This is a genomic window from Serratia sp. GW822-FHT06E05 (assembly GCF_058799445.1).
On sequence record NZ_JBXALM010000008.1, the window covers coordinates 1 to 24,840 of the forward strand.

The 24,840-nt window shown below is 57.0% G+C and carries 24 protein-coding genes and 1 tRNA gene; 19 read left to right on the forward strand and 6 right to left on the reverse strand.

Going from position 1 to position 24,840, the window contains the following annotated elements; genetic code table 11:
- Positions 1–110: 110 nt before the first annotated feature.
- Together AC1RKC_RS17505 and AC1RKC_RS17510 are read right to left on the reverse strand one after the other, a co-directional pair.
- Positions 111–197 (reverse strand) — tRNA-Leu (locus tag AC1RKC_RS17505).
- A 72-nt stretch (positions 198–269) separates the two neighbouring features.
- Positions 270–1,214 carry a LysR family transcriptional regulator gene (locus tag AC1RKC_RS17510; RefSeq protein ID WP_020825104.1) on the reverse strand — a complete coding sequence of 315 codons (945 nt, stop codon included), beginning with the start codon at positions 1,212–1,214 and terminating at the stop codon, positions 270–272.
- Between the two features lie 132 nt (positions 1,215–1,346).
- Between AC1RKC_RS17510 and AC1RKC_RS17515 the strand changes: the two genes are divergently transcribed.
- A complete protein-coding gene (locus tag AC1RKC_RS17515) occupies positions 1,347–2,339 on the forward strand; it encodes an aldo/keto reductase (protein ID WP_046374564.1) in 993 nt (330 codons plus the stop codon).
- Between the two features lie 61 nt (positions 2,340–2,400).
- On the opposite strand, the gene rsmC is transcribed toward AC1RKC_RS17515, so the two are convergent.
- Positions 2,401–3,444: a 16S rRNA (guanine(1207)-N(2))-methyltransferase RsmC gene (gene rsmC, locus AC1RKC_RS17520; RefSeq protein WP_020825106.1), complete on the reverse strand. Its 1,044-nt coding sequence runs from the start codon at positions 3,442–3,444 to the stop codon at positions 2,401–2,403.
- Between the two features lie 281 nt (positions 3,445–3,725).
- Here rsmC and AC1RKC_RS17525 point away from each other — a divergent pair, with 281 nt between their 5' ends.
- The 14 genes from AC1RKC_RS17525 to AC1RKC_RS17590 all read left to right on the forward strand — a co-directional run bounded on the left by AC1RKC_RS17525 (position 3,726) and on the right by AC1RKC_RS17590 (position 16,434).
- Entirely contained in the window at positions 3,726–4,163 is a 438-nt protein-coding gene (locus AC1RKC_RS17525; RefSeq protein WP_020825107.1) for a DNA polymerase III subunit psi, read from the forward strand.
- Entirely contained in the window at positions 4,108–4,551 is a 444-nt protein-coding gene (gene rimI / locus AC1RKC_RS17530) for a ribosomal protein S18-alanine N-acetyltransferase (RefSeq protein ID WP_234528920.1), read from the forward strand. Before AC1RKC_RS17525 ends, rimI begins: the two co-directional genes overlap by 56 nt.
- Before the next feature lie 170 nt (positions 4,552–4,721).
- Positions 4,722–6,311 (forward strand): peptide chain release factor 3, encoded by a 1,590-nt coding sequence (gene prfC / locus AC1RKC_RS17535; RefSeq protein WP_020825109.1) that lies wholly within the window; start codon positions 4,722–4,724, stop codon positions 6,309–6,311.
- A 532-nt stretch (positions 6,312–6,843) separates the two neighbouring features.
- Entirely contained in the window at positions 6,844–7,458 is a 615-nt protein-coding gene (gene osmY, locus AC1RKC_RS17540; RefSeq protein WP_020825110.1) for a molecular chaperone OsmY, read from the forward strand.
- 155 nt (positions 7,459–7,613) lie between these two features.
- Positions 7,614–7,775: a DUF1328 domain-containing protein gene (locus AC1RKC_RS17545; protein WP_004857650.1), complete on the forward strand. Its 162-nt coding sequence runs from the start codon at positions 7,614–7,616 to the stop codon at positions 7,773–7,775.
- 58 nt (positions 7,776–7,833) lie between these two features.
- Complete coding sequence (locus AC1RKC_RS17550; RefSeq protein ID WP_020825111.1) at positions 7,834–8,019, forward strand: CsbD family protein; 186 nt, start codon at positions 7,834–7,836, stop codon at positions 8,017–8,019.
- Between the two features lie 10 nt (positions 8,020–8,029).
- Positions 8,030–9,151, forward strand: coding sequence for a patatin-like phospholipase family protein (locus tag AC1RKC_RS17555; protein ID WP_493092649.1), 1,122 nt, complete (start codon positions 8,030–8,032; stop codon positions 9,149–9,151).
- Positions 9,148–9,924, forward strand: a complete 777-nt coding sequence (locus tag AC1RKC_RS17560; RefSeq protein WP_020825113.1) for a TatD family hydrolase — start codon at positions 9,148–9,150, stop codon at positions 9,922–9,924. Before AC1RKC_RS17555 ends, AC1RKC_RS17560 begins: the two co-directional genes overlap by 4 nt.
- 195 nt (positions 9,925–10,119) lie before the next feature.
- Positions 10,120–11,397 carry a NupC/NupG family nucleoside CNT transporter gene (locus AC1RKC_RS17565; RefSeq protein ID WP_048762894.1) on the forward strand — a complete coding sequence of 426 codons (1,278 nt, stop codon included), beginning with the start codon at positions 10,120–10,122 and terminating at the stop codon, positions 11,395–11,397.
- Between the two features lie 366 nt (positions 11,398–11,763).
- A complete protein-coding gene (gene deoC / locus AC1RKC_RS17570; protein ID WP_020825115.1) occupies positions 11,764–12,543 on the forward strand; it encodes a deoxyribose-phosphate aldolase in 780 nt (259 codons plus the stop codon).
- 68 nt (positions 12,544–12,611) lie between these two features.
- Entirely contained in the window at positions 12,612–13,934 is a 1,323-nt protein-coding gene (gene deoA / locus AC1RKC_RS17575) for a thymidine phosphorylase (RefSeq protein ID WP_115060171.1), read from the forward strand.
- Between the two features lie 69 nt (positions 13,935–14,003).
- Complete coding sequence (gene deoB, locus AC1RKC_RS17580) at positions 14,004–15,227, forward strand: phosphopentomutase (RefSeq protein WP_020825117.1); 1,224 nt, start codon at positions 14,004–14,006, stop codon at positions 15,225–15,227.
- Between the two features lie 111 nt (positions 15,228–15,338).
- Positions 15,339–16,070: a purine-nucleoside phosphorylase gene (deoD, locus tag AC1RKC_RS17585; RefSeq protein ID WP_020825118.1), complete on the forward strand. Its 732-nt coding sequence runs from the start codon at positions 15,339–15,341 to the stop codon at positions 16,068–16,070.
- 139 nt (positions 16,071–16,209) lie between these two features.
- The gene (locus AC1RKC_RS17590; protein WP_232103368.1) at positions 16,210–16,434 is read left to right on the forward strand and encodes a helix-turn-helix domain-containing protein; all 225 of its coding nucleotides are present in this window, start codon (positions 16,210–16,212) and stop codon (positions 16,432–16,434) included.
- A gap of 95 nt (positions 16,435–16,529) precedes the next feature.
- Here the strand turns inward: AC1RKC_RS17590 and AC1RKC_RS17595 are convergent, their stop codons facing one another.
- Positions 16,530–17,216, reverse strand: coding sequence for a YtjB family periplasmic protein (locus AC1RKC_RS17595; RefSeq protein ID WP_048762896.1), 687 nt, complete (start codon positions 17,214–17,216; stop codon positions 16,530–16,532).
- Between the two features lie 104 nt (positions 17,217–17,320).
- Here AC1RKC_RS17595 and serB point away from each other — a divergent pair, with 104 nt between their 5' ends.
- The 3 genes from serB to nadR all read left to right on the forward strand — a co-directional run bounded on the left by serB (position 17,321) and on the right by nadR (position 21,062).
- The gene (gene serB / locus AC1RKC_RS17600) at positions 17,321–18,298 is read left to right on the forward strand and encodes a phosphoserine phosphatase (protein WP_020825122.1); all 978 of its coding nucleotides are present in this window, start codon (positions 17,321–17,323) and stop codon (positions 18,296–18,298) included.
- Between the two features lie 65 nt (positions 18,299–18,363).
- Positions 18,364–19,749 carry a DNA repair protein RadA gene (gene radA, locus AC1RKC_RS17605; RefSeq protein WP_020825123.1) on the forward strand — a complete coding sequence of 462 codons (1,386 nt, stop codon included), beginning with the start codon at positions 18,364–18,366 and terminating at the stop codon, positions 19,747–19,749.
- A 56-nt stretch (positions 19,750–19,805) separates the two neighbouring features.
- Positions 19,806–21,062 carry a multifunctional transcriptional regulator/nicotinamide-nucleotide adenylyltransferase/ribosylnicotinamide kinase NadR gene (nadR, locus tag AC1RKC_RS17610; protein ID WP_020825124.1) on the forward strand — a complete coding sequence of 419 codons (1,257 nt, stop codon included), beginning with the start codon at positions 19,806–19,808 and terminating at the stop codon, positions 21,060–21,062.
- Between the two features lie 33 nt (positions 21,063–21,095).
- Here nadR and AC1RKC_RS17615 read toward each other — a convergent pair whose 3' ends face one another.
- The gene (locus AC1RKC_RS17615) at positions 21,096–22,097 is read right to left on the reverse strand and encodes a zinc-binding alcohol dehydrogenase family protein (protein WP_044554103.1); all 1,002 of its coding nucleotides are present in this window, start codon (positions 22,095–22,097) and stop codon (positions 21,096–21,098) included.
- Positions 22,098–22,195: 98 nt separating this feature from the next.
- Here AC1RKC_RS17615 and AC1RKC_RS17620 point away from each other — a divergent pair, with 98 nt between their 5' ends.
- Positions 22,196–23,107: a LysR family transcriptional regulator gene (locus tag AC1RKC_RS17620; RefSeq protein WP_020825126.1), complete on the forward strand. Its 912-nt coding sequence runs from the start codon at positions 22,196–22,198 to the stop codon at positions 23,105–23,107.
- Between the two features lie 30 nt (positions 23,108–23,137).
- Here AC1RKC_RS17620 and ettA read toward each other — a convergent pair whose 3' ends face one another.
- Positions 23,138–24,805, reverse strand: coding sequence for an energy-dependent translational throttle protein EttA (ettA, locus tag AC1RKC_RS17625; protein WP_041414175.1), 1,668 nt, complete (start codon positions 24,803–24,805; stop codon positions 23,138–23,140).
- Positions 24,806–24,840 lie beyond the last annotated feature (35 nt).

Sequence of the window (24,840 nt, forward strand, 5' to 3'; positions counted from 1 at the left end):
GAGGGACTTGAACCCTCACGTCCGTAAGAACACTAACACCTGAAGCTAGCGCGTCTACCAATTCCGCCACCTTCGCATTGATGCTGTGCAATATAAATCATGTGGTTATTTGGTGCGAAGAGAGGGACTTGAACCCTCACGTCCGTAAGGACACTAACACCTGAAGCTAGCGCGTCTACCAATTCCGCCACCTTCGCATACCAGATACATTACCGGAGTAACGTTACCACGGAGGCGAATTCTAGAGATTTTGGCGGGTACGTCAATAGTTATTTCCCCTGTTTGCGGGCGTTTGCTGGAAAAACGTCCGTTTTGGGTGACTGATAGCGTTCAAACAGCCAAATCAGCCAGTCAATCAACACCCTGACCCGTGGCGCAAGGAAACGGCCGGGGGGATACATGACGTAAATGGGCATCGGCGGTGGCGGGGTTTCTGCCAACACTTCGACCAATTCTCCTTTCTGCAGCCAGGGTGCCAGCGAATAATGCGCTGCCTGTATCAGCCCCATGCCGGCGCGGCAGCCGCTGGTGTAGGCATCAGCCCCGCTGACGCTCAGTTTGGCGGGCAATTCGCGCAATTCCACTTTGCCGTTGCGGCAAAACTCCAGCGGATAATCCCGGTTGCTGGTGAGGGAAAAATAACCTACCGCCTGGTGATGCTGTAGCCGGTCAATCGACTGCGGTACGCCGAACGCCGCCAGGTAAGCAGGCGAGGCGCAGGTCAGCTGTGGCAACATGGCAATGCGGCGTGCCACCAGGCTGTCATCTTCGGTTTCCCAGGCACGCAGCACGCAATCTACTCCATCACGCAGTAAATCCACATGGGTGTCGTTGGCACCCAATGCCAGGGTCAGATCCGGGTAGCGCCGGTAAAAGTCATCCAATGCCGGAATAACGATTTCGCGCGCCAGTGAATGGGGCATATCGATACGCACTTTGCCGGAGGGCTGCAGTTTTTGGTGGCTGAACAAGGTGTCCGCCTCTTCCAGTGCGCCCAGCAACTGTACGCAACGCTGGTAATAGAGGGTGCCTTCGCTGGTCACCTGTACCTGACGGGTGGTGCGCAGCAGCAGGCGCACACCGAGGCGCTGTTCCAGCCGCTTAACGGCATTGCTGACCGTGGCGCGGGGTAACTGCAGGCGTTCCGCCGCCCGACTGAAACTGCCCAGTTCGACGATACGGGTAAAAATGCGCATGGCCTGGATCTGATCCATCTTGCCCGCTCCGTATTGTTAGTGATTTATGAACAGTGATGAGCAATCTGCATTATTTATCTTTTTAGGCGAAACAACCAGACTCTGTTGCATCAGCATCTTCGCTGATAAAAACCGCAAGAGGGCAACACAATGCAACAACGCAAATTAGGTCCCACTGGCCCGCTGGTTTCCGCTCTGGGGTTGGGCTGCATGGGGATGAGTGATTTTTATTCGACCGCTCACGATGAACAAGAAGCTATCGCCACGCTGCACCGTGCGCTGGAGTTGGGCGTCACTCTGCTGGATACCGCCGACATGTACGGCCCACACACCAATGAACAGCTGATTGGCAAAGCGATCAAGGGCAAGCGGCAGCAGGTCTTTCTGGCCACCAAGTTTGGCATTGTGCGCGATCCGGCCAACCCTGCAGCGCGGGGCGTCAGCAGCCGACCGGAGTACATCCGCCGATCGGTGGAGGGCAGCCTGAAGCGTCTCGGGGTCGAGGTGATTGATCTTTATTACCAGCACCGCGTCGATCCTGAAGTGCCGATTGAAGAGGTGGTAGGTACGATGGCGGACCTGATTAGCGAAGGAAAAATCCGTTATATCGGGCTAAGCGAAGCTTCGGTCGCCACGCTGGAGCGAGCGCATAAAGTCCACCCGATTACGGCGCTGCAAACTGAGTATTCATTGTGGACACGCGATGCCGAGCAGGGCGTATTGGCGGCCTGTGAACGCCTGGGCATTGGGTTTGTTCCCTATAGCCCGCTGGGGCGCGGTTTTCTGACCGGAGCGATCCAACGGCCAGAAGATCTGGACGCTGACGATTTCCGTCGCAGCAACCCGCGTTTTCAGGGGGAAAACTTTGCACGCAATCTGGCGCTGGTGGAAAAAGTGACCGAGCTGGCTAAGCAGAAAGGCGTTGCGCCGTCGCAGTTGGCGTTAGCCTGGGTGTTGGCGCAGGGTGAGCACATTGTCCCGATCCCTGGCACCAAACGCCGTCGCTATCTGGAAGAGAATATCGCAGCGGCCGAATTGACGCTCAGCGCCGCCGAACTGGCGGCCATTGAGGCGGTGTTCCCCCTGCAGGCCGCGGCAGGGGCACGCTACGGTGCAGAGTCGATGACCTATATCAACGGCTAATAAAAAGGGCGCAGCGTGTAAACGCTGCGCCCTGATACGGAGACGCGTTAGCGGGTCGCCGTTACTTCTTTTTCTTGGTATCGCGCGGCGCACGGGCTACGGTCGCCTGATACACCTTGAAGCGACCATTTTGTGCCAGCACTTCATGGCTGCCGAAGGTGGCGTCCAGGATGTCCGGATACGGCAGGAAGGCGTTGGCCACGATGCGCAGACGGCCGCCGATCGGCAGGTGCTTCAACGCCCCGCGGATCAGGGTTTCTGCTGCGGTCAGGCTGGTTTGCAGGCCATCATGGAACGGCGGGTTGGAAATGATCAGGTCGAAACGGCCGGTAATGTCGGAATAGACGTTACTGACGATCACTTCGCCTTCAATGCCGTTGGCGGCAAGCGTAGCCCGGCTGGATTCCACGGCGGCGGCGTTAACGTCGCTGAGGGTCAGCTTCATCTTCGGCGACAGTTTGGACAGCACGGAAGCCATCACGCCAGCACCGCAGCCTACGTCCAGCACCTTGCCTTTCATGTGTTTTTCCAGGGTCGACAGCAGCAGTGAGCTGCCGACGTCCAGCCCGTCGCGGCTGAACACGCCCGGCAGGGTTTTCACTTCCAGATCGTGCAGCTGATAGCTTTCCCACCAGTCTTCCAGGTTGAATTCGGTCTGCGTATCCAGACGGCCGTGATACAGGCCACAGCGGCGGGCGCTGTCGATTTTCACCAGTGTGGCATAGTCTTCCACCATCTGGTCGGCACTGCGCACGCCGCTGCGGTTTTCACCGACCACGAACACTTCTGCGCCGACCGGCATCAGCGCCAGAATGTTGCACAGTTGGAATTGCGCTTCCTGTTTGCTCTTCGGCCAATAGTAGATCAACGTATCGCACTCGGCGACAAACGCAGCGTCCACGGTCAGCCCGAACTGCACGTTTTCGCCCATCGCCCGGTTCAGTAACTGCCAGTGATGGTACTGCTGGGTATGGACACGCACATCCGCGGCCTCGAATTGGGCCGGCAGGGCGTCCTGCAGGTCACCGGCAAACAGAACGCGGCGTTCGATAAACTCATCACTGTGGCGCAGCATGACTTCACTGGCGGGGGTTAATGCAGACATCAGGTTTTGGCTCCTAGAAATTAGACCGGGGATTATAGAGCTTTGTGGCGATATGTTCGACGGGTTTATGCCCAATAGCTTTCTGGCTCAAGCAAGGCGGGGATCGAGGGAGTTCCCGGGAGCTGAGATAACTCAGTGACTGGGATGAGCGAGGGAAGCCAACGCCGCTGCAGCCTGAAAGATGAAGGGGATGTTGGCGCAGTCCGCGCGGGTTTGTTAGCATAGCGCGGCGCATGGCAGGCATGGCGCACCACAACGGGTAGATCCTGACAGGAATCGGCATGGCATCAAAACGCGACTGGCTGTTACAACAACTGGGTATTACGCAGTGGACATTGCGCCGCCCGGGCGTGTTGCAGGGCGAAGTAGCGGTCAGCCTGCCGCCCGAAGTGCGTTTGCTGATCGTAGCGCAGGCACTGCCTGAGCATAACGATCCGCTGTTTTGCGACGTGTTGCGCAGCCTGGGGTTGACCCCGGCGCAAACCTACGGCCTGACGCCGGATCAGGTGGCGATGCTGCCTGAAGATACCGAATGCAACAGTTGGCGGTTGGGCGTTGCGGAGCCGCTCGCGGTGGCCGGCGCACAGCTACACAGCCCGGCGCTGGCCGAGCTTTCTCTCGATGCGGGTGCCAAACGCGCACTCTGGCAGCAGATTTGTCATCATGAACAGTATTTCTACCCTGACCGCGGCCGATCTGGCCACGGCCTTCAAGATTGAGCAAGCCAGTCACGCCTTTCCCTGGACGCAAGCCACCTTTTCCAGCAATCAGGGCGATCGTTATCTTAACCTGAAACTGGACGCCGACGGGCAGATGGCGGGCTTTGCCATTACCCAGATCGTGCTGGATGAGGCCACCCTGTTCAACATCGCCATTCACCCCGACTGGCAGCGTCGCGGCTTCGGCCGCCAGTTGCTGGAAGCCTTGATTGCACAGTTGGAAACCCGCGGTGTGGTCACTTTGTGGCTGGAAGTGCGCGCCTCCAACCATGCGGCGATTGCGTTGTATGAAGATCTCGGCTTTAACGAAGTGACCGTCCGCCGTAATTACTATCCGAGCGCCAATGGGCGTGAAGACGCCATCGTCATGGCGCTGCCGCTGGCTTAGCCGGTGTCTTGGTTTTAACTTCTTCCCGCCGGGAAAAGCATTGATTGTCACCGGTTGACAAATCAGCGAAAATGCCCGGCTATTATCTTTTATTTACCGCTTTGCCTGGCGCCGTGCGCGGCGCGTTCTGATGCTTTCGCAGGGCGGACTAACTGTAGAATCTGAAAAACATGTCTCCTAGTGAATTTGCCCGCGAAGTCTCGAAAAGAAGAACTTTCGCCATCATCTCGCACCCCGATGCCGGTAAAACTACCATTACCGAAAAGGTGTTGCTGTTCGGACAGGCGATCCAAACCGCCGGTACGGTAAAAGGCCGTGGCTCAAACCAGCACGCCAAATCCGACTGGATGGAAATGGAAAAGCAACGTGGTATCTCGATCACCACCTCGGTGATGCAGTTCCCGTATCGCGAATGCCTGGTTAACCTGCTGGATACCCCAGGGCACGAAGACTTCTCCGAAGATACTTATCGTACCCTGACCGCCGTCGACTGCTGCCTGATGGTGATCGACGCCGCGAAAGGGGTTGAAGATCGTACCCGTAAGCTGATGGAAGTAACCCGTCTGCGCGATACGCCGATCCTGACCTTTATGAACAAATTGGACCGCGATATCCGCGATCCGATGGAAGTGATGGACGAAGTCGAGCGTGAGCTGAAAATTGCCTGCTCGCCTATCACCTGGCCTATCGGCTGCGGCAAGCTGTTTAAAGGGGTTTATCATCTGTACAAGGATGAAACCTACCTCTACCAGACCGGTAAAGGCCACACCATTCAGGAAGTACGCATTGTCAAAGGCCTGGATAACCCAGAGCTGGACGCCGCGGTGGGTGAAGATCTGGCCGCGCAGCTGCGTGAAGAGCTGGAGCTGGTGCAAGGCGCTTCGCACGAGTTCGATCATGAAGCCTTCCTGAGCGGCGATTTGACCCCGGTCTTCTTCGGTACCGCGCTGGGCAACTTCGGTGTGGATCACATGCTCGACGGTCTGGTCGCCTGGGCGCCGGCGCCGATGCCGCGCGATAGCAACACCCGTAAAGTGGTGGCTGCGGAAGAGAAATTCACCGGTTTCGTGTTCAAGATCCAGGCCAATATGGATCCAAAACACCGCGACCGCGTGGCCTTTATGCGCGTGGTGTCTGGCCGTTACGAAAAAGGCATGAAGCTGCGCCAGGTACGTACCGGTAAAGATGTGGTGATCTCCGACGCGCTGACCTTTATGGCGGGCGACCGTTCGCACGTGGAAGAAGCCTATCCGGGCGATATCATTGGCTTGCATAACCACGGCACCATTCAGATCGGCGATACCTTCACCCAGGGTGAAGACATGAAGTTCACCGGTATCCCGAACTTCGCACCGGAGCTGTTCCGCCGTATTCGTCTGCGCGATCCGTTGAAGCAAAAACAGCTGCTGAAGGGTCTGGTTCAGCTGTCTGAAGAAGGGGCGGTACAGGTCTTCCGTCCAATCGCCAACAACGACTTGATCGTGGGCGCGGTGGGTGTGCTGCAGTTTGACGTGGTAGTTGCGCGTCTGAAAAGCGAATACAACGTCGAAGCCTTGTACGAGTCGGTCAACGTCTCTACGGCGCGCTGGGTGGAATGCAGCGACGTGAAGAAATTCGAGGAGTTCAAGCGTAAGAACGAGCTTAACCTGGCGTTGGACGGCGGCGACAACCTGTCTTACATCGCGCCTACCATGGTTAACCTGAATCTGACGCAGGAACGCTATCCGGAAGTGGTGTTCCGCAAAACGCGCGAGCACTAACAGATCAGCAGGGCGCCTTAGGGCGCCCTGTGTTATATTGCGTCTCCCCATTCTGCTAATTAATAAATCTCCTTCACCAGTTTCGTCTCCCCCGCATCCGCCAGCATTTACCCGGTCTTTCCTGTTTTTTCTGTCATATGGTCTATATTTAATAGGGCATCATTTAGCCAGTAAGCGTAATTCACTATTTTTTGCCACGATAATAGCGAGTTATTCGGTAGTGTTGCCAATAAGAGACAGTGTGATGTTATTAATATCAATAACATAGCTATAACCTTGATTTAACGGACGGGTGTTGTCGTCAATAGGCGACAGTTTTTAGTTCGATTATTAATCAACTTTTATTTTGTTATTGATTTTTAATGATTTTTTAAAGTTGGCACAGCCGTTGCAATATTCCTGGTGTGGCAACAATCGTCTTAGCGTGAATGTTTGAACGTATAGAAATCGTGAAGTATTCACTGAGTGAGTCGCGTTATGGCGACTGAAGGGTCCGCAATCATTTTGGATCCATAACCAAAGGAAGAGATCGATGAAAAATACTAAATTTGCACAATCACTGATGGCTGTTGTTTTGGGTTCCGTTCTGGTTAGTGGCAGCGCGCTGGCTGAAGATACGCTGCTCAACAAAGCGTCGAGTGCCGCTGATAGCGCGGGTGCCAAAATCGATAGCTCCATGAAAAAAGTTGACGGCTACATGGATGACAGCGCAACAACGGCTAAAGTTAAAAGTGCGCTGGTGGATGACAAAACCATTACCAGCAGCGATATCTCGGTGAAAACGGAAAAAGGTACCGTCACCCTGAGCGGTTTTGTCGGCAGCCAGGCGCAGGCCGAGCATGCGGTTGAAGTGGCCGGTAAAGTGGAAGGCGTCAAATCCGTCAGCGACAAGCTGCACGTGAAAGACGAAAGCAAACAGTCCGTGAAGGCTTATGCCGGTGACACCGCGACCACCAGTGAACTGAAAGCCAAACTGCTGGCCGATGACATCGTGCCTTCACGCAACGTGAAAGTGGAAACCACCGACGGTGTGGTGCAGCTTTCCGGTGAAGTGAAAACTCAGGCCCAGTCTGAGCGTGCAGAAAGCATCGCCAAAGCGATCGACGGCGTGAAAAGCGTTAAAAACGACCTGGTAGTTAAGCCGTAAGTTTTAGTACGAGCAACAATAAGCACCAAATCCTGGGTTGGCTGAAAGGTTAACCCAGGAAGCACCATCAAAAAAAGAAACTGACCGGCAACCTGGATGAGCCTGAAAAGGGCACAGGTTGCGATGTGTTTTTTCACTATGGTAAGGAGAAGCTTATGTTTCGTTGGGGCATTATCTTTTTAGTCATCGCACTGATTGCTGCTGCGTTAGGTTTCGGCTCTCTGGCGGGTACCGCCGCATGGGCTGCAAAAATCGTCTTCGTCGTGGGGATCATTCTGTTCCTGGTCAGCCTGTTTACCGGCCGCCGACGTCCTTAGCTTTTCTCTCAAAGTGTAACAAAGCTTAATTCCTTTTCTCACCGCAGGGAGGTCAGTCATGAATAGCGACATCATCCTCGGACGCTGGAAACAGTTGAAGGGCCGGGTGTGTCAGGCATTGGCGGAGTGGTCCGACAATGACTGCATCTGGCTGATGGGAAGCAATGACTGCCTCTCTGGCATACTGCAAGAGGATTACGGAAGAGAGCAAGACGAGGTATCCTCGGGTAAAACGTCTCACTGAGGATGCAGGGTTGGGATACAGAATACCCATCACGCTCGGCAATATAGAACCGCTGGCGTATAAACCTTACCGGCCCGGCAAAATGGCGCTGGTATGTGAAGGGGGCGGGCAGCGCGGCATTTTTACCGCCGGCGTGCTGGACGAGTTTCAGCGTGCCCGCTTTAATCCTTTTGATCTGATGATCGGCACTTCTGCCGGCGCGCAAAATCTCTCGGCCTTTATTTGTGGCCAGATGGGCTATGCGCGACGGGTGATCACCCGTTACACCACCTCCGCTGAATTCTTTAACCCGCTGCGCTTCGTGCGTGGCGGGCATTTGATCGATCTCGACTGGTTGATCGACACCACGTCGCAACAGCTGCCGCTGGCAATGGACGTGGCGGAAAAACACCTGATCGATGGCCGTGAATTCCTGATGTGCGCCTGCCGCAGCGATGACTTTGAACCCACTTACCTGCCAGCGCAGCGTGCCAGTTGGTTGCCGGCGATCAAGGCATCCAGTGCCATTCCGGGTTTTTACCGTATGGGCGTGGATTTGGACGGCGTCAGCTATCAGGACGGTGGCATCAGCGATGCGATCCCAGTCGAAGAGGCCTACCGACGCGGCGCGGACACTATCGTGGTGATCCGTACCGTGCCTTCGCAGATGTATTACACCCCGCAGTGGATGAAGCGCATGGAGCACTGGCTCAGCGAAAGCAGCCTGCAGCAGATGGTGCGTATCCTTCAACACCACGAACAAAGCTATCACCGCATTCAGCAATTCATTGAGAAGCCGCCCGGCAAGCTGCGCATCTTTGAAATTTTCCCGCCGAAGCCGCTGGCCAGCAATGCCTTGGGCAGCCGGCTGACCTCGCTCAATCAGGACTATCATCTGGGGCGCCGCTGCGGCCGCTATTTCCTGGCGACCGTCGGGCACTGGCTGGTCGAGCAGGACAAACTGGACAGTATGAAGGTGAAAAAGGCGCTGTCGCGCCGTTTGATCCAGCCTGAGAATGTCGTTATGCCTTCGCCGATCATCACCGACGTGGCACACCCGCGCGAACTTTCCACGCAGCCGGAGCCCAATCTGGCCGCGAGAGAAATTATTCTGCCGGGTGACGTACCCCCGGGTGAAGGGGGGTTGCTGTGACCCCAGATTTCACCGATACCCACTGCCACTTCGATTTCCCGCCGTTCAGCGGACAGGAGCTTGAAAGCCTGGCGTTGGCCGAACGGGCGGGCGTAAGGCGTATTATCGTGCCGACGGTGACTGCCGACCGCTTTGCGCGGGTGGTAAAACTGGCGCGCGACTATCCGCCGTTGTTCGCAGCCCTCGGGCTGCACCCGCTGTATATTGCCCAGCATCAGGAAGCGGAGCTTGAACAGTTGGCGGGTTTTCTGGCCAGCCGACCTCGGAAGCTGGTGGCGGTGGGGGAGATTGGTCTGGATCTGTATATGGAGAACCCGCAGTTCGAACGGCAACAGCGGCTATTGAAGGCCCAGTTGAAACTGGCTAAAGAACACGACCTGCCGGTGATCCTGCATTCCCGCCGCAGCCACGATCAGCTGGCGGCGATGCTGCGTCGTAGTGAAGTGCCACGTCGTGGCGTCGTACATGGTTTTGCCGGTAGCCTGTCGCAGGCGCAGGCGTTTATACGCCTGGGCTATTACATTGGCGTGGGGGGCACCATCAGCTATGAGCGGGCGCAGAAAACCCGTAGCGTGATGGCTCAATTGCCGTTGACCTCCTTGCTGTTGGAAACCGATGCGCCGGACATGCCGCTGGCCGGTTACCAGGGGCAGCCCAACCGCCCTGAACGTGCCGCCGAAGTTTTCCAGGAACTGTGCCGCTTGCGCCCCGAGTCAGCCGAGGATATTGCCGCCCAGTTGCAACACAACACTCACGCCCTGTTTACCCTTTAGGTGTCTAACCCGCCATAACTGTGATGATGCTCACGTTATAAGATTTTCATTTGCTTCCTGTTGTATGCATTTGTGACATAAATCGGTACGAGGGGTACCTCGCTCCGTATAATCGCTCCCCGAAATTACTCTAAAGCAACCCCGTGTTCCTCTCTGACAGGGATGCATTTCTTTTTCGCAACAGGGATACTTTGCATGCAACTCATCATGAGCCTGGTTGGCATGGCGGTGCTGATCGCCATTGCGGTGCTGCTCTCCAGCAACCGCCGCGCGATTAACCTGCGCACCGTTATTTGGGCATTTGTTCTTCAGGTCGCCATCGGCGCGCTGGTGCTGTACGTTCCAGTTGGTCGCGCGATTCTCGGCGGCATGTCGGCGGGCGTAGCTAACGTGATCGCCTACGGCAACCAGGGGATCTCCTTCATCTTCGGTGGCCTGGTTTCCGACAAGATGTTTGAAGTCTTCGGCGGCGGCGGTTTTGTGTTCGCGCTGCGCGTACTGCCGGTGATCGTGTTCTTCTCCTCGCTGATTGCGGTGCTGTATTACCTCGGTATCATGCAATTGGTGATCCGCGTGTTGGGCGGTGGCTTGCAAAAGCTGCTGGGTACCTCACGGACCGAATCACTGTCGGCGACCGCCAACATTTTTGTCGGCCAAACCGAGGCCCCGCTGGTGGTGCGTCCGTATATCGCTACCATGACCCAGTCTGAGCTGTTTACCGTGATGTGCGGTGGCCTGGCCTCGGTAGCCGGTTCTGTATTGGCAGGTTATGCCCAGATGGGGGTGCCGCTGGAATACCTGATCGCCGCTTCATTTATGGCTGCACCGGGTGGCTTGCTGTTCGCCAAGCTGATGGTGCCGGAAACCGAAAAAACCCACGATAAAGACGACGCGATGAAGTTGATCGCAGAAGATGAACGCCCGGCCAACGTGATCGATGCGGCTGCTTCAGGTGCGGCTTCCGGCATGCAGCTGGCGCTGAACGTCGGCGCGATGCTGTTGGCGTTTATCGCGTTGATCGCTTTGCTGAACGGTATTCTTGGCGGTGTCGGCGGCTGGTTCGATTATCCGCAGCTGTCGCTGGAACTGATACTTGGCTGGGTATTCTCACCGATCGCCTTCCTGATCGGCGTGCCTTGGCATGAAGCGATGGCGGCCGGCTCGTTTATTGGCCAGAAGATTATCGTTAACGAATTCGTCGCCTACATGAACTTCGGTGCTTATCTGCGTCCGGACGACGTGGTGGCGGCAGAAGGGCTGCAGGTGCTGTCGGCGCACACCAAGGCGATCATCTCCTTTGCGCTGTGCGGCTTTGCCAACCTGTCGTCGGTGGCGATCCTGCTCGGCGGTCTGGGCAGCATGGCGCCGAACCGTCGTCATGACATCGCGCGCTTCGGCCTGAAAGCCGTGGCTGCGGGTACGCTCTCCAACCTGATGAGTGCGACCATCGCCGGGTTCTTCCTGGCGCTGTAACCCCGGTCCTGTCCTGTGATAGCGCCGCGAGCCCTATTGCAGGACACCGCCTATACTCTAAGACGGGCGCAACGTGCCGTGCCCGCGTCCGTTTCTTTAGCGAATTTGTGAACGATATCGCGTTATTTTGTGATGTTCTTCACATATAATTCCGGCCTGTTACAGTGTTATTTCATATAGTGTGACCCTGAGCGCGAATTGCCCCCGGCGATCGTGTTCAAATAGCTATTACTGACCCTGCGCGATGCGAAGGGTTATGTGCGGTGAGAAGGATCTCAGTTGCCGCGGTGGGAACCCGTTCCCCAGCGCTATCTTCAAGGAACCAAGTCCGCTCGCCAACACCCAGGTACTCAGTTGGAGAGTTTTATGACCGAATTAACCGCAGCAGCGCAACGTGCGCTGACCTTAATGGATTTGACCACGCTGAACGACGATGACACCGATGAAAAAGTGATCGCGCTGTGTCGTCAGGCCAATAGCCCGGCCGGCCATACGGCGGCCATCTGTATTTACCCGCGTTTTATCCCGGTGGCGCGCAAGGCTCTGCGTGAGCAGGGGACGCCGGACATCCGCATTGCGACCGTCACCAATTTCCCGCATGGCAACGACGATATTGAAATCGCGCTGGCGGAAACGCGCGCGGCTATCGCCTATGGCGCCGATGAGGTGGACGTGGTGTTCCCTTACCGCGCGCTGATCGCCGGTAACGAGCAGGTGGGTTTTGAACTGGTCAAACAGTGCAAGCAGGCTTGCCAGGCCGCCAACGTGCTGTTGAAAGTGATCATTGAAACCGGTGAGCTCAAGCAGGCCAGCCTGATCCGTAAAGCATCGGAAATCGCCATCAACGCCGGCGCTGACTTTATCAAAACCTCTACCGGTAAAGTGCCGGTCAACGCAACGCTCGAAAGCGCGGAGCTGATGATGTCGGTGATCCGCGATCTTGGCGTTGCCAAAACGGTGGGCTTCAAGCCGGCCGGTGGCGTACGCACAGCGGAAGACGCGCTGCATTATCTGCAACTTGCCGATCGTATTCTGGGCGAAGGTTGGGCCGATGCGCGTCATTTCCGCTTCGGGGCTTCCAGTCTGTTAGCCAGCCTGCTGACGACGCTGGGCCACAGTGCCGGGCAGTCCGGCAGCGGTTACTGAACGATTACGTCGGCAAGGCGAGATAATCGCCGGCCTGCACTCTACTCTAGCTAAAACAGGGGGACGCTTTGTTCCTGGCCCAAGAAATTATCCGTAAGAAACGTGACGGTCAGCCGTTGAGCGAAGCAGAAATTCGCTTTTTCATCAATGGTATCCGTGACAACGTCGTTTCAGAAGGTCAAATTGCCGCGCTGGCGATGACCATTTATTTCCACGATATGACCATGCCGGAGCGCGTGGCGCTGACCATGGCAATGCGTGATTCCGGTACCGTGCTGGACTGGAAAAGTCTGACACTGAATGGGCCACTGGTCGACAAGCACTCCACCGGCGGCGTGGGCGATGTCACTTCGCTGATGCTGGGCCCGATGGTGGCGGCTTGCGGCGGCTATGTGCCGATGATCTCCGGCCGTGGTTTGGGCCATACCGGCGGTACGCTGGACAAGCTGGAAGCGATCCCGGGCTTTAATATCTTCCCGGACGACAATGCCTTCCGCAAAATTATTCAGGACGTGGGCGTGGCGATTATCGGCCAAACCAGCTCGCTGGCACCGGCGGACAAACGCTTCTACGCGACCCGTGATATCACTGCTACCGTAGATTCCATTCCGCTGATCACCGCCTCTATTCTGGCGAAGAAGCTGGCGGAAGGCCTGGATGCGTTGGTGATGGACGTCAAAGTCGGTTCCGGTGCCTTTATGCCAACCTACGCACTGTCGGCCGATTTGGCGCAGGCGATTGTTGGCGTAGCCAACGGCGCCGGCTGCAAAACCACCGCGCTGCTGACAGACATGAATCAGGTGCTGGCCTCCAGCGCCGGTAACGCCGTGGAAGTTCGCGAAGCCGTGCGCTTCCTGACCGGCGAATACCGCAACCCGCGCCTGCTGGAAGTGACGATGGCGCTGTGCGTGGAAATGCTGCTTTCCGGTGGACTGGCGAAAGATGATGCCGATGCGCGTGCCAAACTGCAGGCAGTGCTGGACAATGGTAAAGCGGCAGAAGTGTTTGGCCGTATGGTCGCCGCACAGCAGGGCCCGACCGATTTCGTCGAGCGCTACGACAGCTATCTGCCTGCCGCAACCCTCAGCAAGCCGGTTTACGCTGAGAAAAAAGGTATCATCAGTGCAATGGATACCCGTGCACTGGGCATGGCGGTGGTGTCCCTGGGCGGCGGTCGTCGCCGTGCAACCGACAGCATCGACTACAGCGTGGGCCTGACTGATATGGCGCGCCTGGGCGACAAAGTGGATACCCAGCAGCCGCTGGCGGTGATCCATGCCAACGACGAAGAGACTTGGCAGCAGGCGGCCGAAGCGGTACGCAGTGCGATGGTGCTGAGCGACAAAGCGCCGGAAGTGACGCCAGTAGTCTACAAGCGCATCACGGAATAATTAACGAATCAGGAGCGGCAGCGGCCTTTTCGCTGTCGCCCACAGCGTGAGAACACGCAGGAGAGCATGATGAAACGTACATTTATTATGGTATTAGACTCATTCGGTATTGGCGCGAGCGAAGATGCCGAGCGTTTTGGCGACAAGGGTTCCGACACTCTGGGTCACATCGCCGAGGTCTGCGCGCGCGGTGAAGCCAACGTTGGCCGTCAGGGCCCGTTGACGCTGCCTAACCTGAGCCGCCTGGGCCTGGGCAAGGCCGCGGAAGAATCCACCGGTACCTTCCCGCAAGGGTTGGATCGCAATGCGGACATCATCGGCGCCTATGCTTACGCCAGCGAACTCTCTTCCGGTAAAGATACGCCGTCAGGCCACTGGGAAATCGCCGGCGTGCCGGTACTGTTCGATTGGGGCTATTTCAGCGACGAACACAACAGCTTCCCGCAGGAGCTGCTGGACAAGCTGGTCGAGCGCGCTAACCTGCCGGGCTACCTCGGTAACTGCCACTCATCCGGCACTGTGATCCTCGACCAACTGGGCGAAGAGCACATGAAAACCGGCAAGCCGATTTTCTATACCTCTGCCGACTCGGTATTCCAGATCGCCTGCCACGAAGAGACCTTCGGCCTGGATCGTCTGTATGAACTCTGTGAAATCGCCCGTGAAGAGCTGACCGAAGGCGGTTACAACATTGGCCGCGTGATCGCTCGTCCATTCCTGGGCGACAAGCCGGGCAACTTCCAGCGTACCGGTAACCGTCACGATCTGGCCGTAGAGCCACCGGCGCCAACCGTGCTGAAAAAGCTGGTGGACGAGAAGGGCGGCGAAGTGGTGTCGATCGGTAAAATTGCCGATATCTACGCCAACGTGGGCATCACCAAAAAGGTCAAGGCTACCGGCATCGACGCGCTGTTCGACGCAACCGTGACCGAAATGGAAAAAGCCGGTGACAACACTATCGTGTTCACCAACTTCGTTGATTTTGACTCCTCTTACGGCCACCGCCGCGACGTTGCGGGCTATGCCGCTGCGCTGGAGCTGTTCGACCGCCGTCTGCCGGAGCTGCTGAAACTGGTGAAAGATGAAGATATCATTATCTTCACCGCTGACCACGGCTGCGACCCGACCTGGCCGGGCACCGACCACACCCGTGAGCACATTCCGGTCCTGATTTACGGTCCGAAAGTGAAACCGGGTTCGTTGGGCCACCGTGAAACCTTCGCCGACATCGGCCAGACCGTAGCCAGCTACTTTGGCGTGTCACCGATGGATTACGGTAAATCCATGCTCTAAGCCCCGTATTTCAAGCCGCAGCGTTGTTGCTACGCGCCTGGCTGCAACTCGAAATTCAAGGCTTAGATGTTTGATGTTTTTATTAAATATGATTTCTGAAGGAAGATAATTATGGCTACGCCGCACATTAATGCTGAAATGGGTGATTTCGCTGACGTAGTACTGATGCCGGGCGATCCGCTGCGTGCAAAATACATCGCGGAAACTTTCCTGGAAGGCGCGGTGGAAGTGAACAACGTGCGTGGCATGCTGGGCTTCACCGGTACCTACAAGGGCCGCAGAATCTCCGTAATGGGCCACGGTATGGGTATCCCATCCTGCTCCATCTATGCGCGTGAACTGATTGCCGAATTCGGCGTGAAGAAAATCATCCGTGTGGGTTCTTGCGGCGCGGTGCGTGACGATATCAAACTGCGTGACGTGGTGATTGGTATGGGTGCTTGCACCGATTCCAAAGTAAACCGTCTGCGTTTCAAGGATCACGACTACGCGGCAATCGCCGACTTCGATATGGTGCGTAATGCCGTAGACGCGGCAGCAGCGCAGGGTATCCCGGCGCGTGTGGGCAACATCTTCTCCGCTGATCTGTTCTATACGCCGGATCCGGATATGTTCCAGGTGATGAAGAAGTACGGCATCCTGGGCGTGGAAATGGAAGCGGCCGGTATCTACGGCGTGGCGGCTGAGCTGTTCGAAGAGTTCGGTTCCAAGGCACTGACCATTTGTACCGTCTCCGACCACATTCTGCGTCATGAAGCGACCACCGCTGCAGAGCGTCAAACCACCTTTAATGAAATGATCATTATCGCGTTGGAATCTGTGCTGCTGGGCGACAAAGCCTAATCATACTGCGGGCGCAGCGTTCTGCTGCGCCCCTGTCAATCTATTCATCGTGCTCCCCTCATTTTCTTGAAATGCTTTACCTTATAGGTAATTAGCGCTATTACTCTATTCATCAATCTATTCACTCCTCTATTCATCTATGACCAGCCTCGAGCAAGTTCTGCGTAAGGGGCCCGCCGCGTCGAAAGCACTCACTGATGCGCTGGGTATCAGCCAACCGACGCTGTCGCGCCGTATCCGTGTACTGGCGGAAGCGGTACTGGCTATGGGTAAAGGCCGAGCCACTCGCTATGCCTTGCGCAGGGCCGTGGCGGAGGAGACGTATTTTCCACTCTATCAGGTGGATGAGCAGGGCACAGCATGAGCTGATCAGCGAGGCGTTCCGTGGTCTTGCCGACCAGATGTTGATGCAGGTTCAAGGGTTGAATGAACACATCCAGCGTATGGCTTAAAGCAAGCCTAGGGCATCTTCTCTTCTTTCTTATCTTCCGGCTTTTCGTCATCATCATCTTCCACCGTATTGCCTTCCTCCAACGGCGTGTTGGCGGTTAACAGGTACGGGGACTGCTGCCAGCGGCTGCGGCGGTGCTGCAACAGCGTACGGGCCAGGATGATGCCGATGGCCAGCGCCAGCAAAATCATCAGGCGTAGCAGGTTGGTGGTGTTATCCACCTGTTTGGATTCGGTCGCCAGCACGTGGGTGTCCAGCGTGATGCGGATAAAGCCGATCGGCCCGTCTTTGTTCTCAATGGGTTCAACCAGCTGGTGATTGAAGTAGCTGCCGGCGCGTTTACCGTCAAGCGACAGGCGATCGCGTATACTTATCTGCTCACCGGCGTGGGAAACCAGGGAGCCGTCCAACTGATAGACGCTGGCGTCCAAAATGCGGCTGTGGTCGGTGAGCTGTTTGAGGATGGCGTCGATGCGTTGGTTGTCGACGTCGCTGTCGTCATCCATCAGGGGGGCCAGGCTGGATGCCACCTGTTTGGTCAGCGTTTGCGCCAGTTCTTCCACCTGTTCGGATCGCGCCAATTGGTGACTCAGGCTAAAATAGGAAGCGCCCTGCATCAACAGCACCAGCAAAGCCAGGCAAATCAGGATAATAGCGGTGCGGTGCAGGCGGAATTTCAGTTTAGCGCGGGCCATGCAGGTTCCTTGGGCATCTTGGACACTTTATGTTGCCAGAAGCAATGGCGATAGGATAGCTTGATGCGTCGTTTTATCATGCAGTGTTTTTTCAGGAGTTAAGGATGTCGAATAGTCTGACCTATTGCGATCTCCCGGCTGAGATCTCTCAATGGCCGGGTCTTCCCCTTTCGCTGAGCGGTGACGAAGTGATGCCGCTGGATTATCGGGCGGGTCATACCGGTTGGCTATTATATGGCAGAGAACTGAACAAAACGCGCATTACCGATTTCCAGCGCAAGCTGGGCGCGGCGATGGTGATCGTCACCGCCTGGTGCGTAGAGGATTATCAGGTGGTGCGTCTGGCGGGCACGCTGACGGCACGCGCCAAAACGCTGGCGGCGGAGAGCGGGCTGGACGTGGCGCCGCTGGGCAAGATCCCCCATCTGCGCACCCCCGGGTTGCTGGTGATGGATATGGACTCCACCGCGATTGAAATTGAATGCATCGACGAGATTGCCAAACTGGCGGGTGTCGGTGAGCAGGTGTCGGAAGTGACCGAACGCGCGATGCGCGGCGAGCTGGACTTTACCGCCAGCCTGCGTCAGCGCGTCGGTACGCTGAAAGGCGCCGATGCCAATATCCTCAAGCAGGTGCGTGACGAGCTGCCGCTGATGTCCGGGCTGACCAACCTGGTGCGCAAGCTGCAGGCGATGGACTGGCATGTGGCGATTGCCTCCGGCGGCTTCACCTACTATGCCGAGTATCTGCGTGACAGACTGAAGCTGGTGGCGGTGGTGGCTAACGAGCTGGAGATCCGCGACGGCAAACTGACCGGCGAGGTGCTGGGACCGGTGGTGGACGCGCAGTTCAAAGCCGATACGCTGGTAGCGCTGGCGGAAAAACTGGGTATTCCACCGCAGCAAACTGTCGCCATCGGCGACGGCGCCAACGATTTGAAAATGATGCAGGTTGCCGGGTTGGGCATTGCCTATCACGCCAAACCGAAAGTGTATGAGAAGGCGCAGGTGTCGATTCGCCATGCCGATCTTATGGGCGTGCTGTGCGTGTTGACCGGCAGCCTGAAACACGAAGTACGCTAAAGTAGGCCCCTGACCCGGCGATGACGCCCGTCAGCGGCAATGTGGTAATAAAGCAGAGGTAATACGTGGCAAAAGCAGCAAAACGGGCGTTTGTATGTAATGAGTGCGGCGCAGATTATCCGCGCTGGCAGGGGCAGTGCAGCGCTTGCCACGCCTGGAACAGCATTACAGAAGTGCGTCTGGCTGCCGTGTCTTCCTCTTCTCGCAACGAGCGTCTGAGCGGCTACGCTGGCGATGCCGGTATCAGCAAGGTACAAAAGCTGTCGGACATCAGCCTGGAAGAGCTGCCGCGTTTTTCCACCGGTTTCCTGGAGTTTGATCGCGTGCTGGGCGGCGGGGTGGTTCCGGGCAGTGCGATCCTGATCGGCGGTAACCCCGGCGCAGGTAAAAGTACCTTGCTGCTGCAGGTGCTGTGCAAACTGTCCGAGCAGATGAAAACCCTGTACGTCACCGGTGAGGAATCACTGCAGCAGGTCGCGATGCGCGCCCATCGTCTCGGCTTGCCAACCGGCGGCCTGAATATGCTGTCGGAAACCAGCATCGAACAGATCTGCCTGATCGCCGAGCAGGAACAGCCGAAGCTGATGGTGATCGACTCCATTCAGGTGATGCACATGGCGGATATTCAATCTTCGCCGGGTAGCGTTGCGCAGGTACGTGAAACGGCGGCTTATCTGACGCGTTTCGCCAAGACGCGCGGCGTGGCGATTGTCATGGTCGGTCACGTCACCAAAGACGGTTCCTTGGCCGGGCCGAAAGTATTGGAACACTGCATCGACTGTTCGGTGCTGCTGGACGGCGACGCCGATTCACGTTTTCGTACCCTGCGCAGCCATAAAAACCGCTTTGGTGCGGTGAATGAGCTGGGCGTGTTCGCCATGACCGAGCAGGGCCTGCGTGAGGTCAGCAACCCGTCTGCCATCTTCCTCAGCCGTGGCGATGAGGTCACCTCCGGCAGTTCGGTGATGGTGGTTTGGGAAGGTACGCGGCCGTTGCTGGTGGAAATTCAGGCGCTGGTGGATCATTCCATGATGTCTAACCCGCGGCGAGTGGCGGTCGGCCTGGAGCAAAACCGATTGGCGATCCTGTTGGCGGTGCTGCATCGCCATGGCGGATTGCAGATGTCCGATCAGGACGTGTTCGTTAACGTGGTCGGTGGGGTGAAGGTCAGTGAAACCAGCGCCGATTTGGCGTTGCTGATGTCGTTGGTGTCCAGCCTGCGTGACCGCCCATTGCCGAACGATTTGGTGGTGTTTGGCGAAGTGGGGCTGGCGGGGGAGATCCGTCCGGTACCGAGCGGTCAGGAACGGATTTCCGAAGCGGCGAAACACGGCTTCAAGCGTGCCATCGTGCCGCACGCTAACGTGCCGAAAAAACCGCCGGCCAATATGCAGGTGTTTGGCGTGAAGAAACTGGCGGATGCGCTGGACGTGTTGGAACAGTTTTATTAATTGCCACGCGGTACGCAGATTATGCTATTTTGTTTAGCATACTAAACGGAGGGGCTATGCGGCAATTCGATTACCTGAAGGCGTCGATTAAGCAAAAGAACTGCACTCTGCAGCAGGTGGCGGATGCCAGTGGCATGACCAAAGGCTATCTTAGCCAGCTGTTAAACGACAAAATCAAAAGTCCGAGCGCCCAGAAGCTGGAGGCGCTGCACCGTTACCTCGGGCTTGAGTTCCCACGCCGTGAGAAAAAGGTCGGCGTGGTGTTTGGTAAATTTTACCCTCTGCACACCGGTCATATTTACCTGATCCAGCGAGCCTGTAGCCAGGTGGATGAGTTGCACGTGATCCTGTGTCACGATGAACCGCGCGATCGGGAGCTGTTCGACAACAGCTCGATGTCGCAACAGCCGACGGTCAGCGATCGTCTGCGCTGGCTGCTGCAAACCTTCAAGTATCAGAAAAACATTCATATTCACTCGTTTGACGAACAGGGCATCGAGCCCTATCCGCACGGCTGGAACGTGTGGAGTGACGGGGTGAAAGCTTTTCTGGAGCAAAAGGCCATAGTGCCGAGCTTTATCTATTCCAGTGAAGCACAGGATGCTCCGCGCTATCGCGAACATCTGGGCATTGAAACCATTCTGATCGATCCCGAACGTTCATTTATGAACATCAGCGGCCGCCAGATCCGTCAGGATCCGTTCCGCTATTGGGACTATATCCCGACCGAAGTGAAGCCGTTTTTTGTACGCACCGTGGCTATCCTTGGCGGTGAGTCGAGCGGGAAATCGACCCTGGTCAATAAGCTGGCGAACATCTTCAACACTACCAGCGCTTGGGAATATGGCCGCGACTACGTGTTCTCGCACCTCGGCGGGGATGAAATGGCGCTACAGTATTCCGACTATGACAAAATCGCCCTGGGCCAGGCGCAGTACGTTGATTTTGCGGTGAAATACGCCAATAAAGTGGCGTTTATCGATACCGACTTCGTGACCACTCAGGCGTTCTGCAAAAAGTACGAAGGGCGCGAGCACCCCTTTGTACAGGCGTTGATCGACGAGTACCGCTTTGATCTGGTGATCCTGCTGGAGAATAACACCCCATGGGTGGCGGATGGGTTGCGCAGCCTGGGCAATCCCAACGATCGCAAGGCATTCCAGTATTTGCTGGAAGAGATGCTGCGGGCCAACAACATTGAATACGTACACGTAGAGTCCAGTGATTACGACGAGCGTTTCCTGCGCTGTGTAGAACTGGTCAAACAGCTGTTGGCGGCCGATGCCAGCCGCCTGGTTGGCGTTGCAGTCTAAGCCTGCGGGGCGCAGGCTGCGCCCCGTCGGTTATCAGTAAACAATCACCAGTTTTCCCTGCATATGTCCGTCGAGCAGTTTTTGATGCGCGGCGGTCAGCGTCGGCACCGTTAGCCCCTGCATCGTTTCGCTCAGGGTGGTGCTCAGCTTCCCTTCATCCAGCAGTTGCGCCACTTGCTTGAGGATCTCGCCCTGCTGAGCGATATCCGGCGTGTTGAACATACTGCGGGTAAACATCAATTCCCAGTGCAGCGCGGCGCTTTTCAGCTTCAGTGCGCTCTGGTCCAACGGCTGGGCGTTTTCCACGATGGTGCAGATATGGCCCATCGGCGCGATCAGATCGGAGATGGCTTGCCAGTGGCCGTCGGTATCGTTCAGGCACAGAATATAATCCACGTTCTCAATGCCCTGTTGCGCCAGGTTAGCTTTCAGATCGCGGTAGTCCACCACCAGATCGGCACCCCGTTCCAGACACCAGGCCGCCGACTCGGGACGAGAGGCGGTCGCAATCACCTTCACCTGACTGCGCTGGGCCGCAAACGGGATCGCCAGCGAACCAACACCACCGGCGCCGCCAATGATCAACAGAGTTTTCCCCGGTGCCGCATCCTGAATTTTCAGATGTTCGAACAGTGCTTCCCAGGCAGTCAGGGCAGTCAGCGGCATGGCGGCAGACTCGGCCCAGTTCAGGCTGCGAGGCTTGTGGGCAGTAATACGTGAATCGATCAATTGTTGGGTGCTGTTGCTGCCCGGGCGAGTGATATCACCGGCGTACCAAACCTCATCGCCGGGTTTGAAGCCGCTGACGCTGCTGCCCACTTCAACCACGACGCCGCTGGCGTCCCAACCGAGAATGCGTGGCTGCTGCAGGCCGCTTTTTTGCAGGCCGGCATGGACCTTGGTATCCACCGGGTTGACCGACACCGCTTTCACTTCCACCAACAGATCGTACTGACCCGGCGTGGGCTTTTCCGGGCTGATCTCTATGAAGGCGGCGGGGTTTTTCGGGTCTACGGCAATGGCTTTAATCGGCATGACTGTGCTCCTTTCGAATGAATAATCTCAGTGTAGACCTCTTGAGAGGGAGTGATAAGATGGACAATAACTAACTAAGTGTTCGTTTGAGGTGAACAATGAGGTTTAAGCAGCTGCAGGATATGGCGCTGTTTGCGCTGGTGGCCGAGTGCGGCAGTTTTACCGCCGCCGCCAAACGCGCCGCTTTGCCGAAGTCCAGCGTCAGCCAGCGCATCAGCCAGTTGGAACAGACGCTGGGCCTGCGCTTGCTGAACCGTACCACCCGCCAGCTCAACCTGACCTTTGCCGGCGAACGCTATCTGGAACACTGCCAGGAGATGCTGAATGCTGCCGAACGCGCCGATTTTGCGCTGCAACGGCTGCGTGACAACCCGAGTGGTCGGTTGCGCATCTCAACCCCTGCCGGGCTGGGGGCGACGTTGCTGGCGCGGCTGGCGGCGGATTTTCAGCGCCAATACCCGGACGTGTCACTGGAGGTGTCGGTATCCGATGCGATGGTGGATATGGTGCAAGACGGGTTTGACGCCGCATTACGCACCGGCAAACCGCAGGACTCCTCGCTGATTGGCCGGCGTTTGGGGCATGCGCCGCGCTATTTGCTGGCATCGTCGGCATATCTGGCGCAGTATCCGCCGATCCTGCATCCGCAACAGTTGCAGCAGCACCGCTGCATCGCGCATCGTTCCTGGCCCGCATGGAATCTGCGCCGGGGCGATGAGTATTTTCGCTGGCAACTGCCGACGCTGCATATCACCGATAATCTGCTGTACGCGCGCGAATGTGCGATTTACGGCGCGGGTATTACTTTGTTGCCGGCATTTCTCAGCCGCGAGGTAGTGGCGCAAAAACAGCTGGTGGAGGTGTTGCCGGAATGGCAGGCGGAAGGCAATGAACTCTATCTGGTTTATCCCAGTCGCAAGCTCAATTCCCCGGCGCTGGCCTGTTTTATTGACGTGGTGTTGCAACATCCGGTATTTGACGATTATGCCCGCGAGCTGGCGCGGGAATAAAAAAAGGCGCCGCATGCGGCGCCTTTCGGATTACTTGGCGATTCTCTTGTACTTGATACGGTGCGGCTCAAGCGCTTCGGCGCCCAGCGTACGTTTCTTGTACTCTTCGTATTCGGTGAAGTTACCTTCGAAGAACTCGACGTTACCTTCATCCTGGTAATCCAGAATGTGGGTAGCAATACGGTCGAGGAACCAACGGTCGTGCGAGATAACCATCGCGCAGCCCGGGAACTCCAAAAGGGCGTTTTCCAGCGCGCGCAGGGTTTCAATATCCAGGTCGTTGGTCGGTTCGTCGAGCAGCAGTACGTTGCCGCCAACCTGCAGCAGCTTGGCCAGGTGCAGACGACCGCGCTCACCGCCGGACAGTTCGCCCACGCGCTTGCCCTGATCGACGCCTTTGAAGTTAAAGCGACCGACGTAAGCACGGCTTGGCATTTCGGTGTTGCCGATACGCATGATGTCCTGGCCGCCGGAGACTTCTTCCCAAACGGTTTTTGAATTGTCCATGCTGTCACGGAACTGATCGACCGAGGCCAGCTTGACGGTGTCGCCCAGCACGATGCTGCCGGAATCAGGCTGTTCCTGACCGGACATCATGCGGAACAGCGTGGATTTACCGGCGCCGTTCGGGCCGATAATGCCGACAATCGCGCCTTTCGGCACGGCGAAGGAGAGATCGTCAATCAGCACGCGGTCGCCGTAGGACTTACGCAGGTTGCTGACTTCAACCACTTTATCGCCCAGGCGTGCGCCAGGTGGAATAAAGAGTTCGTTGGTTTCGTTACGCTTTTGGTATTCGGTGCTGTTCAGCTCTTCAAAGCGGGCCAAACGCGCCTTGCCTTTGGACTGACGGCCTTTAGCGCCCTGACGAACCCACTCCAGCTCTTTCTCGATGGATTTGCGGCGTGCGGCTTCGGAAGAGGCTTCCTGCGCCAGACGTGCGTCTTTCTGCTCCAGCCAGGAAGAGTAGTTGCCTTCCCACGGGATGCCTTCGCCGCGGTCCAGCTCGAGGATCCAGCCGGCCACGTTGTCGAGGAAGTAACGGTCGTGGGTGATCGCCACAACGGTCCCTTCGAAGTCGTGCAGGAAGCGTTCCAGCCAGGCCACGGATTCCGCATCCAGGTGGTTGGTCGGTTCGTCCAGCAACAGCATGTCCGGTTTTTCCAGCAGCAGGCGGCACAGCGCGACACGGCGACGTTCACCACCGGACAGGTTGGCGATTTTTGCGTCCCATTCCGGCAGGCGCAACGCATCGGCGGCGCGCTCAAGCTGGGTATTCAGGTTGTGTCCATCATGGGCCTGAATGATTTCTTCCAGACGGCCCTGTTCAGCGGCCAGCTTGTCGAAGTCCGCGCCTTCTTCAGCGTACAGCGCGTACACTTCATCAAGACGTTTCAGGGCACCGACCACTTCCGCCAGCGCTTCTTCGACCGACTCGCGGACGGTGTGCTCCAGATTCAGCTGCGGCTCCTGAGGCAGGTAGCCGATTTTGATCCCTTGCTGCGGGCGAGCTTCACCTTCGATATCGGTGTCGATGCCGGCCATGATGCGCAACAGCGTGGATTTACCCGAGCCGTTCAGACCCAGCACGCCGATTTTGGCGCCAGGGAAGAAGCTCAGTGAGATGTTTTTCAGAATATGACGCTTCGGCGGAACCACTTTGCCGACGCGGTGCATGGTATAGACGTATTGAGCCACGGTGCTCTAGCCTCTCTATATCAGTTTTTATAGGA

Coding starts and splice junctions, on each gene's coding strand:
- AC1RKC_RS17510 (WP_020825104.1), bottom strand. CDS start 1,214: ATGGATCAGATCCAGGCCATGCGCATTTTTACCCGTATCGTCGAACTG.
- AC1RKC_RS17515 (WP_046374564.1), top strand. CDS start 1,347: ATGCAACAACGCAAATTAGGTCCCACTGGCCCGCTGGTTTCCGCTCTG.
- rsmC (WP_020825106.1), bottom strand. CDS start 3,444: ATGTCTGCATTAACCCCCGCCAGTGAAGTCATGCTGCGCCACAGTGAT.
- AC1RKC_RS17525 (WP_020825107.1), top strand. CDS start 3,726: ATGGCATCAAAACGCGACTGGCTGTTACAACAACTGGGTATTACGCAG.
- rimI (WP_234528920.1), top strand. CDS start 4,108: ATGAACAGTATTTCTACCCTGACCGCGGCCGATCTGGCCACGGCCTTC.
- prfC (WP_020825109.1), top strand. CDS start 4,722: ATGTCTCCTAGTGAATTTGCCCGCGAAGTCTCGAAAAGAAGAACTTTC.
- osmY (WP_020825110.1), top strand. CDS start 6,844: ATGAAAAATACTAAATTTGCACAATCACTGATGGCTGTTGTTTTGGGT.
- AC1RKC_RS17545 (WP_004857650.1), top strand. CDS start 7,614: ATGTTTCGTTGGGGCATTATCTTTTTAGTCATCGCACTGATTGCTGCT.
- AC1RKC_RS17550 (WP_020825111.1), top strand. CDS start 7,834: ATGAATAGCGACATCATCCTCGGACGCTGGAAACAGTTGAAGGGCCGG.
- AC1RKC_RS17565 (WP_048762894.1), top strand. CDS start 10,120: ATGCAACTCATCATGAGCCTGGTTGGCATGGCGGTGCTGATCGCCATT.
- deoC (WP_020825115.1), top strand. CDS start 11,764: ATGACCGAATTAACCGCAGCAGCGCAACGTGCGCTGACCTTAATGGAT.
- deoB (WP_020825117.1), top strand. CDS start 14,004: ATGAAACGTACATTTATTATGGTATTAGACTCATTCGGTATTGGCGCG.
- deoD (WP_020825118.1), top strand. CDS start 15,339: ATGGCTACGCCGCACATTAATGCTGAAATGGGTGATTTCGCTGACGTA.
- AC1RKC_RS17590 (WP_232103368.1), top strand. CDS start 16,210: ATGACCAGCCTCGAGCAAGTTCTGCGTAAGGGGCCCGCCGCGTCGAAA.
- AC1RKC_RS17595 (WP_048762896.1), bottom strand. CDS start 17,216: ATGGCCCGCGCTAAACTGAAATTCCGCCTGCACCGCACCGCTATTATC.
- serB (WP_020825122.1), top strand. CDS start 17,321: ATGTCGAATAGTCTGACCTATTGCGATCTCCCGGCTGAGATCTCTCAA.
- nadR (WP_020825124.1), top strand. CDS start 19,806: ATGCGGCAATTCGATTACCTGAAGGCGTCGATTAAGCAAAAGAACTGC.
- AC1RKC_RS17615 (WP_044554103.1), bottom strand. CDS start 22,097: ATGCCGATTAAAGCCATTGCCGTAGACCCGAAAAACCCCGCCGCCTTC.
- AC1RKC_RS17620 (WP_020825126.1), top strand. CDS start 22,196: ATGAGGTTTAAGCAGCTGCAGGATATGGCGCTGTTTGCGCTGGTGGCC.